8 protein-coding genes are annotated in these 13,416 nt (G+C 57.9%); 4 read left to right on the plus strand and 4 right to left on the minus strand.

Annotated features, from left to right (window positions below):
* Positions 1–306: 306 nt before the first annotated feature.
* From ON16_RS12365 to ON16_RS12380, 4 genes are all read right to left on the minus strand, one after another.
* Positions 307–7,356: an S-layer homology domain-containing protein gene (locus tag ON16_RS12365; protein ID WP_040663154.1), complete on the minus strand. Its 7,050-nt coding sequence runs from the start codon at positions 7,354–7,356 to the stop codon at positions 307–309.
* An 11-nt stretch (positions 7,357–7,367) separates the two neighbouring features.
* Complete coding sequence (locus tag ON16_RS12370; protein WP_040663157.1) at positions 7,368–7,583, minus strand: hypothetical protein; 216 nt, start codon at positions 7,581–7,583, stop codon at positions 7,368–7,370.
* 161 nt (positions 7,584–7,744) lie between these two features.
* Entirely contained in the window at positions 7,745–9,031 is a 1,287-nt protein-coding gene (locus tag ON16_RS12375) for a GHKL domain-containing protein (protein ID WP_040663159.1), read from the minus strand.
* Positions 9,028–9,765, minus strand: coding sequence for a LytR/AlgR family response regulator transcription factor (locus ON16_RS12380; RefSeq protein ID WP_040663162.1), 738 nt, complete (start codon positions 9,763–9,765; stop codon positions 9,028–9,030). Before ON16_RS12380 ends, ON16_RS12375 begins: the two co-directional genes overlap by 4 nt.
* Between ON16_RS12380 and ON16_RS12385 the strand changes: the two genes are divergently transcribed.
* From ON16_RS12385 to ON16_RS16365, 4 genes are all read left to right on the plus strand, one after another.
* A complete protein-coding gene (locus ON16_RS12385; RefSeq protein ID WP_081579718.1) occupies positions 9,749–10,246 on the plus strand; it encodes an ATP-binding protein in 498 nt (165 codons plus the stop codon). The two genes, ON16_RS12380 and ON16_RS12385, sit on opposite strands and share 17 nt — an antisense overlap.
* Before the next feature lie 1,282 nt (positions 10,247–11,528).
* Positions 11,529–11,843, plus strand: coding sequence for an ArsR/SmtB family transcription factor (locus ON16_RS12390; protein ID WP_040663167.1), 315 nt, complete (start codon positions 11,529–11,531; stop codon positions 11,841–11,843).
* A 77-nt stretch (positions 11,844–11,920) separates the two neighbouring features.
* Complete coding sequence (locus ON16_RS12395) at positions 11,921–12,925, plus strand: permease (protein WP_040663170.1); 1,005 nt, start codon at positions 11,921–11,923, stop codon at positions 12,923–12,925.
* 185 nt (positions 12,926–13,110) lie between these two features.
* Positions 13,111–13,386: a thioredoxin family protein gene (locus tag ON16_RS16365; protein ID WP_352416666.1), complete on the plus strand. Its 276-nt coding sequence runs from the start codon at positions 13,111–13,113 to the stop codon at positions 13,384–13,386.
* The last annotated feature ends 30 nt before the right edge of the window (positions 13,387–13,416 follow it).

Raw genomic sequence — 13,416 nt, forward strand, 5'->3', positions numbered from 1 at the left:
ATCGCGATACCGCGCAGATGTATTTTGAACAGGAAATTTATAGGTAAATGTAGTAGTTCCATTGCAGCCATTGACTCTGGTTGTACGCCGCCGCTTAGTGGTTCATACATATATTTCGATATAGTGGCAGGATATTCAAAGTACGATTAACCTTCATGTTCAAAAAATGATTGGATTGCATCACAGGAATTCTTAAAGTACACACGGACAAGCGCAAGGCCCGGATTCTCGAAAGAGAATCCGGGCCTTGCGTGCTGTGTAGGGTGGCTGCTGAGGGGCGGCGAAGCCGCCGCGACGTTTGCTTGGTCAAGACAAACCGTCAAAGCGGGTGAGAATGACGGCAACCTCCGCGCGGGTGGCATTCCCCCGGGGATTCAGCGTGCCGTCGCTCCGACCGGAGATGATGCTCGCGCCAACGCCCCACTGTACCGCCTCCAGCGCCCAAGCGGACGGCTGGTCGGAAAATGCGGTCAGGTTGCCCTTAGTGGTCACATCCATTCCCTTGTACTGGGCATAGCGATAGAGAATGGCCACCAACTGCTGGCGGGTAATCAAATCGTCCGGGCCGTAATTTCCGTTGCCATAGCCGTTAACGATGCTGTTTTCCACGCCCCATGCAACGGCCTCGGTGTAATATTTCCCTGCGGGAACATCAGCGAAGTTCGCCGCCTTGGCTGTTGTAGGCTGACCCTCCAGCCGCCAGAGAATGGTGATAATCATACCTCGGCTGGTGCTGCGATAGGGACTGAAGGTGCTGTCGGACGTGCCGTTCATGAGGCCCGCCTCGTACACATGCTTCACGCCCTCATAGAACCAGTCCCCGGCATTCACGTCGGTGAAGGGCAGCGCACTCATCTGCTGATACGTGACGGTGACGGTGACCTTGCCACTGCTGGGCTGGGTATAAGTATAGGTGTTGTTGCCCTTGTCGGTGACGGGCACAGGCTTGCCGTTGGCGTCGGTGACGGTGACCTTACCCACGTTGTACCCGCTGTCGGGCTTGACGGTGATGTCCACCTGTGCGCCCGCGGTGGGAATCTGGGGGGTGACCGTGACGGTTCCGTGCCCGCCGTTGTTGACTGTGGGGGCATAGGTCCCGGAGCCGCAGGAGGAGGACCCGCCACTGCCGCCGGAACCATTGTTCCCGGAGCCGCTGCCGGTGGCGTAGGCTACGGCGTAGGTGGAGAACTTGGATGCGTAGACATAGAGGAGGCTGTTGGCGCTGTCGGCGAAGAAGGTCTGGTCCGCGCCTGCCTCAGCCGACGGACGACTGGAAAGTGCACGCAGCGCTTGGGCCTCGCCGTGGTAACGGTAGACTGCTACGTCGGTTTTGCCTGTGAAGTCATAGGGGATGACGATCTCCAGCACCGTGGCGTTGGCGCTGCCGATATCCGTAACCCCTGCGCTTACGCCCTCCACGATTTTGGAAAGAAAGAGGTCCAGAAAGTCGCTCACGGTTTTGCTGCCAGCCAGCGTTTTCAGTGCGCCGGCATTGGCCGCGTCGCCTTCCTCCTTGCGCTGCACCGTCAGCTTGATGGTGATGCTGGTGCTTCCGGGCTCCAGCGCGGAACCTTCGGCGATCTTGTCCAGACCGCCTACCACCGCGTCCGGTGTGTTGGCTCCGACCTCCAGCACAGAGTTCTTGCGCTGGCTGGGCATGGTGAGGTTTTGCTCCGTGAGGTTCGCGCTGACCACGTTGATGAGCAGCGTGACTGTTTTACCGTCCTTACTGGCCACCACGTTATAGGCCCCCACGGGCACGTCGGCGAAGCTGTACGCGCCCTGCGCGTCGGTAGTCGTGCTCTGCACCTCCGTGCGGCCCCGCACCAGCTTGACCTGCGCGCCCGCCACGGGCTGGTTGTCGCCGCCGTTCACCGTGCCGCCCACGGCGAAGGTCTGCTTCCAGTGGGCATAGACGGTAGCGTTGGCGGAAAACACAGTGGTAAGGCCGACCTCTGTGCCGCCGCTGGCGGCGGTGAACCACCCAGCAAAGGCATATCCGTCCCGGGTGGGGGTGGGCAGGGGGCCGGTGAGAATGCCGCTGGCATGGGTGGTTGCGAGGGCGGGAGAAACCGTGCCGCCGTTTGCGTTAAAGAAGACGGTGTAGACCGTGGTCGCGCCGGAGCCGCCGCTGCTGGTAAGGTTCAGAATGGGAAAGCCTTTGTTGACGGTCGCGTTCAGCTTCCAGCCGATGTACGGAGAGCCTTGTTGAGTCACCCATTCGTTCAGGAGCTCCAGCATCGCCGTGCCATCGTTGCTGAGTACCTTCATCTCCCCCGCGGTCAGAGACTTTCCGTTCAGGTGATTGAGGCCCTTGGAGTCGGTGGCGGTGGTGTCGAGGGTGAAGATGTTTCCTGTGAAGGCGTCTTGCGAAAGCTCGGTTGGGTAGTAGCCCGCAATGCCGCCCAGATAGCCTCCCGTACTGCCGGTGGAGGTGATGTCGCATGCGGTGTAGCAGTTGATAAACTGATTATCCGCGGGCTCCGCCATGCCCGCGATGCCGCCCGCTGCGGCCTTAGCCTTGGTTGCCGTGGCGGAGACGCTACCGGTCACAAAGCAGTTTCTGGTGGAGAAGCCGAGATAGCCGTAGCCCACCACGCCGCCCGCGCGGGCGACGCAGCTAGAGCCGGTCGTGGAGCTGGCCGTGGAGCTGGCTCGGATGTTGACGTTGATCAGACCCAGATTCCACACCCCGCCGCCGCTGGCTTCGCCCAGCAATCCGGCGTAGGCCGTGCCGACGGTGGGCTTCACGTCCACGGTTAGTCCCGTGATGCTGTGCCCCTTGCCGTCAAGGCCGCCGCCAAAGGGAGCGTCGTGCACACCCACCGGCGTCCACAGGAAGCCGGACAGGTCGAGGTTGTTCTCCAGCGTGACGGTGAGAAGACTGTTTTCATATTTGCTTCCGTTGACGCTCCACCACGCTGCGCCGCTGGCGGTTTTGATGGCCAGTGTTCCGCCCAGCGACGGCAGCGCATCGCAGGTCAGCACGTAGTCCGTGCCGTCGGCCGCCGGGTGGCTTTCGAGGTATTCCTCCGCGGTGGGGAGGCCGGAGGGTGCGTCGTTCATGGAAATCAGAATGGGATAGCCGCTGTTGACCGTGCCGTCCAGCTTCCACCCGGCGTAGTCCGCGCCGTTTTCGGTCGCCCATTTGTTCAGGTTTGCCATCATCCCCGTGCCCAGCTCGCCGGGGGACTTCATCTCCTCCGCCGTCGACACTCTTCCGTCCCTGCTGAGGTTGCCGCCGCCGCCCGCAGTGACGGAGCCGGTCAGGGAGAAGCTGTCCGTGGCGACGTTGACGGCGTTGGACGTGAAAATGCGACCCGCGATGCCGCCGCCGTAGGAAGACGCGCTGTTTGCGCCATTTGCGGAGACGCTGGCGGCGCTGTAACAGTTGTCCACCGCCAGCTTGCCGCCGGAGCTGTCGGCAAAGCCCACCAGACCGCCTGCGACGGCGCAGGTCTTGGCGGAGGTGGCGGCGACGCTACCGGTGACAAAGCAGTTGTAAATCGTGCTGCTCAGGGCGTAGCCCGCCACGCCGCCTGCGAGGCCGTACTGTTTGGGATCCGTAGCAGTGGAGGTGGAGGTGGCGGTGACGGCAATGTTGACGTTCACCAGCCCCAGATTGCGAATGGTCGCGCCAACGACCTTGCCGAACAGTCCGGCGTAGGCCGCCGAGCTGGATTGCATATCCACCGTCAGATTGGAAATGCGGTGTCCCATCCCGTCAAAGGTGGCGGCGGTGACGGGTCTGCTTTCGCTGCCCACTGGCGTCCACAAAAAACCGGACAGGTCGAGGTCGTTTTCCAGCACGATGGTGTAGCTTTGGAAGCCCTTGTAGTCGGCGGAGTTGCCGTTGGCGCTCCACCACGCCGCGCCCTCGGCGGTTTTGATGACCAGCGTATGTGCGGATGTATTTAGCGCGTAGTCCGTGCCGTCCACCGCCGGGTGCTGCAGCAGGTATTCCGCCGCCGAGAGGGTGGGGGGCGCGCTGGGGTCGCCGGAGCTGGAGCCCGCCGTGGGCAGCACGGGGAAGCCGCTGTTGACGGGCGTGTTCACGCTGTCCGCCAGCCATGTGGCGTAGCCATTGCCGGGATTCTGAGCCACATAGGCGTTGAGACTGCTCACCGCAGCCTGCATCTCCGCAATCGGCTTCAGCTCAAGTCCGGCCATCGCGTCATAGGTCCAGTTCGACTGATTGCGATAATAGTAGCATCCCTGAATGTTCTCCGCGTTTTTGCTTGCGGTTCTGCCTGTGATGCCGCCCATATGTTTCGTAGAACTCTGTAGGTACACGGCGTTATACTGCCTTCCGGCGCTGTAGCAGTTGAGAACCTTGCTGCCGCCGTCGTCGCCCACAATGCCGCCCATCTGCATCCAGCCCCCAAAAGACTGACCTAGAACGCCGGTGTTGTAGCTGTTGGCGATCACGCCGGTATTGTCCCGCATCTTGCCCACCAGACCGCCTGTAAAGGCATTCTGAGTGGAGGTCTGCAGGCAGAATGCACTGATCGCGGCCCGGTTGCCGCAGTTGACAATAGTGCTGCCCTCTGCGCAGCCCGCCACAGAACCGACGTAGGTCTCCACATCTCTGTAAACGTCAAATATTTTACCGGAGGCAATGCACAGGTTTTGAATTTTTGCGTTCTTCACACAGCCGAACAATCCGGTATACTCGCCCTTCGCCCGAATCGACAGGTTGAAAAGGCGGTGGTTCTGCCCGTCAAACGTCCCGATGAAGGGGGCGTTTGCGTTCGCACCCACCGGGCTCCAGAGGAAGTCGAACAGGTCGAGATCGGTGTCCAGCTTCACCGCGTAGTCCAGATAGCTTGCACTGTTGACGCTCCACCACGCCGCACCGCTGACGGTTTTGATGGTCAGCGTCTTCTTGCCGGTATCCAGTGCGTAGTCCGTTCCCGCCGTCGCCGAGTGGGCGGCGAGATATTCGCTGACCGTGGGCATTGGCTGAGCGGTGAGATACCGGCGCTGATAGTCGGCTGATTCCGGACTCATCTTTGTGAGTAGCTTCATTTCGCTTTGACTGTCGCCCAGCATCACCCGGGAGGCCAGAATGGTGGCGGTGTCAGCGGCCTTGCCCGGCGTGCCACTGGCGCTGGCTCCGCCGGTGGCGTTCAGGCTGACCGCGCTGTTGGGGTCTATGGCAAAATTACCACCCATTGCGACTCCGCCTTTGCCGCTGCCCGTCGCGGCTCCGCCGGTGGCGGTGAGGGTTCCATTGCCGCGCAGAATCACAGAGCCTCCCACGCCCCCCACGGCGTAGCCGCCGTTGGAGGTATTGTCTGCGCTGTCGCCGCCGGTGAGAGAGCTGTCGGCGAGGATGTTGATGGAATTGGTGTACGCGAGGGTAAGCGCGTTCTCCCCCGCCGGGGCGGTGATATGCACCCCTTTCAGATTCAGGGTCACGGTGTTTTGCCCGGCACTGCGGTCCACGGCGATGCGGTCATGGGTCTCCGCCACGCCGTCCGCCATGGAAACAGTGTATTCTCCTGCCGCCGTAAAGGTAAGCACGCCGTCCTCATAGGTGTAGCCGTTGGCGTCTCCTGTGACCTTCAGGCCGGGCCCGGGTGCGGGCTCCGGGCTTGCAGACAGCACCGGATAGCCGCCGTTGGCGGGACTGCCCGCGCTGTCCGCCGTCCATGTGGCATAGCCCTTGCCGGAATTGGCAGTTACATAGCCGTTGAGCGCGGTCAGCAGGTCTTCTCCGTGGCCAAGGGTCTGGGCCTGATACAAAAACTGCGCCGCCGTCCCGGCAGTCAAGTCCCCGGTGTTGTCCGCGAACGTGCCGCAGCCGGTGATCGTGCTGGTCATGTAGGAGACTTGAACGCCCACCGCGCAGCTGTTGGAGCGATAGTAGCTGTTGGAAACCTTTGCGCCGAATAAAGCGCCCGCCAAGCCGCCTGCATAGGCGGAAGCCCCGCCGGTGGCGGAGATCGCGCCAGTGTTGTAGCAGTTGGAAATTTTGGCGTTCATGTAACTGTAACCGCTGATGCCGCCCGCGTCGATATAGGCTGTGGTGCTGTTGGTGATGGCGTAGATCGCGCCGGTATTCAGGGCGTTTTCAACGGTGGAAGACATACCGGCATAGCCCACGAGACCGCCGGCGTGGGTGGTGTTTGTGTCGGGGCTGCCGGTCGTCTGGGCGGTAATGGCGGCATGGTTTTCGCAGTTCAGAATGGTGCTGTAATAGCTGTATCCCGCAATGCCGCCCGCGTAGGCCGAGGTTGGACACTTCACCGTGATACTGCCGGAGGCAATGCTGACATTTTTGACGGTGCCATTGGTATACAATTTCCCGAACAAGCCGCCATAGTCGTCGGTGGTCAGGTTTACCGTCAGCGCGGAGATGCTGTGTCCCTGCCCGTCAAAGTTTCCGGTGAAGCCGTTTCCATGGCTGTCGCCCACCGGTGTCCAGAGGAAGCCGGATACGTCGAGGTTGGCGTCCAGCGTGACGGCGTAGTCCAAATAGAGTTGCTTGCTGGCGCTGTCGCTCCAGAAGGCCGCGCCCTTGGCGGTTTTAATGGCCAGCGTTTTCTCGCCGGTATCCAGCACGTAGTCCGTGACGCTTGCCGCGTCCGCGGCGTATTCCGCCGCCGTGGGCAGCGTGGGGGTGCCGGCGCTCACTGTGTACTCCAGCGTGCCGGTTGCCGCCTGATTATACGCCGTCGCGGCATATTCGGCGGACAGGTTGTAGGTTGCCTCAGCGGTAGGCGTCCACGCGCAGGTGGCCACGCCGCCTGCGCTCAACGTCCCTGTGCCGAGGGTGTCTTCGCCGCTTTTGAAGGTGATGGTCTGACCGTTTACTCCTGCGTCGATATGATAACCGGTCAAGGTGGCCGTCAGGGTGATTTGGGTATTGGCCGCCTGCGGGCTTTCAGGGCTGGCGGTCAGCGTCAGCGCGGTTTCCCAGCCCACCACGTTCATAGCGACCTCGTTGGAATACCAGATCATGGGCGTGCTGTTTACCAGAAAGGTTACATAGTAACGCAGCTGATACGTCAAAGTTGTGCGGGGAGAGATCACAGTCGCTCCGCCACCGGGGGCGGTAAAATTGGACCAGCCGTCGGAACCCTGCTTTACCTCCCATCTCTGCCCAGTGATCGTGTAGCCGTTGTCCGTAACGGTGGGCACATAAGCTGCGAAGGCGTCGGATCCGATGGAGACGCCCGCTGTGAAGGTGGCGCTGCCCAAGTCCAGCGTGCCAATGGTGGGGCTGGTTGTCGCGAACGCCGCTGTTGGCAGCAGTGTCAGGAGAAGGCACGCTACCAGAATACTGCTGAAAAGCCGTTTCAGCATGGGCTGTTTTCTGCCGCTGCGCGGCACTGTGTTTTCATTTCTCATGGCTTATGCTCCTATTTTGTGATTTTTTTTGGCCAATAGCAAATGCCCACCTCCAGCGAGCGGGGCTTGCCAAGATGGAAGTCGGCGCTGCGGCAATACCAGCACTGCCGCAATCCCTCCGGTGCGTCGCCCCTTGGCTCGAAAACCGGACAAACCTGCTTGGGCCAGACGTTACCCTCGGCGTTGGGTGCGGTCAGGGGCGCGTCCTCACGCCTGCGGTTCTCCATGGGCGATCCCTCCTCTCCCCAAAAATCCATAGGGTGACTTTTTCACCCTTTTTTGACAAATTATCACAAAAAAAGAAAAAATGAGCCCTTTCACTTAAAAGGCTCATTTTTGCGCTTAAAAAAAGCTGCGGGGCGGAGGCGCAAGGGCGGGGGACGCCGCCTTAGACCAGCAGGCGCACGCGGAAGACACGCCCCTCCTGCTTGTAGAGCAGCTCCCCGTCGTACTTTTTCGCAAAGGCGATGACACTTTTGGTCCCCACGCCGTGGCCCTCCTCCGCAGAGACGGGATAGCCCTCCGCGTCCAATGTCACCGGACCTGCGCAGGGATTTTCCACCTCCAACAGCAGCCGTCCCGCGATGCGGCAGGTCACCCGGAGATACCGCCGCTCTCCTGCGGGCAGGGCGGCGCAGGCGTGCAGCGCGTTTTCCATCAGATTTGCCACTGCCATGGAAAGCTCCAGACTGTCCACCGCCAGCTGACGGGGTGCGTCCACCTCAATTTCCGTCTTGATCTCCAGCTGACCGGCCAGCTCCGCGTAGTGGCAGACCACGGCGTTCAGCGCAAGATTTTCACAGTAGACCCGACTGCCGCCGTCTCCGGCGGCGCTCTCTTTTTTCAGCAGGGCCGTGGCCGCGTCCATGTCCCCCCGCTGCACCAGTTCCAGCAGCAGATTGTTAAAATGGCGGCGGTCGTGGGCGGCGCGGCTATTTTGCACTGCCGTCTCTTCCATCAGCCGCAGCCGCTGGGTCATGCTCTCTGCCGCCAGCTGCAAGTACGCCCTCTCCGCGTGCATGGCGTGGTTTTCCTGCTTTACCTGATACTCCTGCTGCAAATTTTTCAGGGAGATGAAAATGGAGGAGTAGGCCGCAAGAGCAATAAAGATCACCAGCAGCAGCTGCGCCGCGTTCTCCGTGAGCATGGACACCACATCCTCTGAGAAGAGAACATAATAATTAAACGTGAGGTAAACGCCCAGCGCCACGGCGAAATACGTGGCCCAATGCTCCACCGCCTGCCGGTAGAGGGGGCGGACCCACCGATTCAAAACCAGCAAAAACACGGCGAACAGCACAATGCGCAGCACTGTGTTGCCGTATTCCGGGCAGGGCAGAAAGCGTGCGATCTCAAAGCTGAGAATAATGACCACGTCGGAGATGTTCTGCACCGTGAGATAGGAGAAGAGCCACTGCATAAAGCTGTCCTGAAACAGGGGGCGCACGGCGAAGCACAGCACCGCGAACAGCACAATGTCCAGCTTTGCCAGCATTGTCAGGTTGCCGCTGAGATAGCAGTAGGCCGCCGTGCCCAGATCGGCGGCGAGAATCCCCAGCATGGCAAGGCGGGTGACGCGCTTGGAATACTTCGGCTGCAGCAGGCTGGACATCAGCAACACGTTGGCGGTGGTGGAGACGATTGCCCGCAGAAAGTCGGGAAGATGCTCCCTCATTTGTCCGCCCCCTTTCCCATGAGATAGTCCATGTACGCGTCCCGCACGGCGGGGTATTGCCGAGCCGCAATGGGAACGGCTTTGCCCCCGCAGAGAGTGAAACTGTCCTTGGCAAAGCGCTCCACCCAGCGCATATTCACCGCGAACGCCGTGTGACACTGCAAAAAGTGCCTGTCCCGAAGCAGCGGCGCGGCGTATTCCGCAAAGCTCTCCCGAAAGCTGCGGCTGACCAGCTCCTCGCCTGTGGTCAGGGTAAAAGCGGCGGTGTGATTCCGGTATTCGCAGCAGACAATCTCCTCCAGCTTGAGAACTCGCAGGCTCTCGGCGGTCTTCACGGGGAAGCTCCGCTGCCCCGCCAGATCAATCTTGGAAACGGCCAGATCCAGCGTGTCAAAAAGCTGCTCCTTGTCCAGCGGTTTGACGAGATAGTTGATGGGGCTGGCGGCGTAAGCCTGTAAGGCGAACTGGGGCTCAGTGGTGGCGTAAATGATCTGCGCTTCCCGGTCCAAGCGGCGAATCTCCCGGCCCAGTTCCAGTCCACTCATCATGGGCAGCACAATATCTAAGATGTAAAGGGGAAAGCGTTCCTGCGCCATGGCGGTCAGCAGCGTGTCGGGGTGGGTGAAGGCTCGAAGCTCCATCCCCGTGTCCCGCTGAGAGAGAAATTCGCCGACATAGGCCCGGAGCACCGACAGATCGTCCGGCTGGTCGTCGCATATGGCAATCTTTAACATGGCGGTCACCTCCTCCGGCGTCTTGCGGCGCAAAAAAACTTGCTTGCATTTTAACACAACAAAGTGCGACATTCAATCGCTTTTTCCGACAGCAGACGTAGAGGCAAAAGCCGACGGAAAGGCAAAAGCCGACGGAAAGGCCAAGCGACTCAATATCTCCGCCAGACTTTCAAAAACGCTTGAAAATGAGCTGAATGTCTGCGCCGTGCTGGCAAACGGCCTTGAGAACGCGTTGTACGCCTGCACGGGGTTGGAAAGCCCGAAAATCTCCGGCGAATGCAACTGGTACGTGGGAAAGATTGTCATTCAAATCAAAAACCTCTATGCGGGGCAGGCCGACTTTGTGGACGGCCTGCCAAAAAGCGAGTGTCCCGGCCAGAGACTGGGGAAAAAAAGCATGGAGCCGATTGCGGAATCCCGCGGCGGTGGGGCGGACTTCTCCGCTGAAAACGGCGTGGCTACCCTGCCGGCGGTGTTCTAAAACACGGAGTAAAGACTGCTTCAAAGGGTGTTCGCTCCGTCGTGCGCCGCCTGAACCGATAGCAGACGGCAGATTTGGCTTGAACGAGCATTGCTATCATTTCAACAAGAGCATATGCCGACGCATGTGCGAATCCTGATGTGGATATTGTGGGGCAGCATATTGAAAATTTAGTCGATAACTATCGATTTAGTGATTTGTCTAAAGACGATCAGAAGTCATCTATTGGCTGGAAATTATTCCGGATATTACCGTTTCTGGAGACTACAGCAATCTTTATAAGAACGATGCAGACTTTAAGACGATGGCTGATAGCGTGCTTGATCGCTCCTATGATCTCTTCAACCACGTTATTATTCCAAGTCTTGGAGCGGATTGAACTGACCGAATTTTAGTTGCAATCCATGCGATATTACAATGAAAGGAAATGGCTGGAACAAAACGGAAAATGCGCCGGAGCCTGAACTTGAAAAATTTCTCAGAGATAAGGTAAAAAGCGCCCAACGACGGATTCGGGAAAGTACCGGGCGTAAATATGGAGCCGATTTACTACCGTGCCGATTATATGGATGGAAGCAGTGCGCAAAGACCCTACAACCTCTCAAAACTACTGCATTTCATCATTACCCATACACCGGAAGAAAACGGATCGTTTATGTAGATCATATTGCTAAGGATCAGGAAAACCGGAGCGGTGATGAGTGACAAGAAAACTACCCCAAAAAGAAAGAAGAGACGCTACTTGAAAGCGTAGAAAAGGAGCCGCAGAGGGAGCCGATATGGAAGAAAATATTTCGGAGAGCGGGTGGACAAAGCAGGCAGAGCTGCAAGCGCTATTGGTGAGTCCGTAGCTGGATTTCTAGGTAAAATTTTTGAATAAGCATAAAGTGTCTGTCTGCATATCCCATCAATCAGCTTTGCCGATGATGGGATACCCCTAGCTTCGGTGACGGAGTTGCGCAGGATAAGTTGCATGCGCAAGCGATTGAAGCAATGCTTCGCGAAACATACGGTTCAACCAACTATCTGTGTGCTTATGGATTGATTGATCTAATGCTTGTGATTTTGGAGGGAGGCACACGAGACATGGGAACCACATTCCATCTCCTGAATGATGTGATTCTTCCGTATATGCAAAGAGATCGGGTTTTAGCTGCGTTCATTTAAATGGATATGGAAATAAAGGGACATTGCTGGGTTTCGGATAAGCATCAACTTGACAATTTTTCATTTGAGGCATATACTTCGTCATATCAAAATAAGTTGATTTGAGGTGTGGCAGTTGGACCTTTGCCCAGAGAAAAACGCCAAGGTATTCAAAGCGTTTTGCGATGAAAAGCGGCTGGCAGTTCTGGAATTGCTGCGCAGCGGCGAAAAATGCGCATGTGTCTTGATCGACCGGATGGAGATCGGGCAGTCTTCGTTATCCTATCACATGAAAATCCTGTGCGAATCTGGCGTTGTGGAAAGCAGGCAGGAAGGCAAGTGGACGTATTATAAGATCAGCGAACAGGGAAGCCGCGAGGCCATGCTTTTGCTGAAGGCAATTACCACCCCAAATGCGGCGGCAGACGATTGCGGCTGCTGCCAAGGATAAAAGCCATCTGTTTAGATGGCTTTTATCCGGCAGAACAAATCGAAATTTTTCGATATGAATGGAGAGGCGATAATTTTATGGGTGCCATATGGATGTTTTTTCAAGATCAGATTCTCGGAATGCAATGGCTCAATACATGGATTGGCAACTTGCTCATGGCACTGGGCGTGGACACCGGGTCCCGCTGGGGCGGCAGTATCCGGTTTTTCCTTTACGATGTACTGAAAATCTCGGTGCTGCTCTGTTTTTTGATTTTTCTGATTTCCTATATTCAAAGCTATTTTCCGCCGGAGCGCAGCAAGAAGATCATGGGACGCTTTCGCGGTATCTGGGCCAACTGCATGGCGGCCGTCTTGGGCACGGTGACGCCGTTTTGTTCCTGCTCGTCCATCCCTCTGTTTATCGGTTTTACCAGTGCGGGACTGCCGCTGGGCGTGACGTTTTCTTTTTTGATCTCCTCACCGATGGTGGACTTAGGCTCCCTTGTTTTACTGGTGAGTATTTTTGGAGGGAAGGTGGCCATTGCTTATGTGCTTGTGGGGCTTTTGGTGGCGGTTGTCGGCGGCAGTCTGATCGAAAAACTCCACATGGAAAATCAGGTGGAGGAATTTATTCGCAGCGCAAGCGGCGTGGACATTGAATCGCCTACGCTGACGAGGAGGGAACGGCTGCTCTTTGCCAAGGAACAGGTGGTTTCCACCTTTCAAAAGGTCTTTCCTTATATTCTGGTGGGCGTGGGCATTGGGGCTGTCATTCACAACTGGATTCCCGAGAGCTGGATTGAGACGGTGCTTGGCAGCGACAATCCGTTCGGCGTGATTCTGGCTACGTTGCTGGGTATACCTATGTACGCGGATATCTTCGGTACCATTCCCGTGGCGGAGGCACTGCTGTTCAAGGGGGCGCAGCTGGGAACGGTCCTCGCCTTTATGATGGCGGTCACCACGCTAAGTCTGCCGTCCATGATTATGCTGCGCAAAGCGGTGAAGCCGAAACTGCTGGGGCTGTTTGTGACCATCTGCACGGTGGGAATTACCCTTGTGGGGTATCTCTTTAACGCATTTCAATTCCTGTTTATCTGATTTTTTGTAGGAGGATTTTTATTATGGGACTATTTGGCTTTGGGAAAAAGAAAGACGCGGATGAAGCGTCGGCCCAGTGTGACTGCGGCGGAGCGTGCAAACCCGTTGACACGACTGAGGAAAAAACCATAGGGAAAGAAACGGCGTCGGGCTGCTGCTGCGGCGGAAACTGCAATGCCGAGACAATGGCGCAAGCGGAAAAAGCGAAAACCGGCGGTTCCGCGGTCAAAGTGCTTGGCTCCGGCTGCGCCAAGTGCAATGCGCTGGAGGCGGCGGCGTCGGAGGCCCTGAAGGAACTGGGGATGGACACGGAGATCGACCATGTGACGGACTTTGCCCAGATCGCCGCCTACGGCGTGATGACCACCCCGGCGCTGGTGGTGGATGGCAAGGTGGTTTCCTTCGGCAAGGTTTTGAAAAAAGAGGAAGTCGTTCAAATTTTGCAAAAAACACGGGGATGATTCGATGAAGAAAGGTAATCTGCAAGCGGA

The sequence above is a fragment of the Oscillibacter ruminantium GH1 genome (assembly GCF_000307265.1).
Taxonomy (GTDB): domain Bacteria; phylum Bacillota; class Clostridia; order Oscillospirales; family Oscillospiraceae; genus Oscillibacter; species Oscillibacter ruminantium.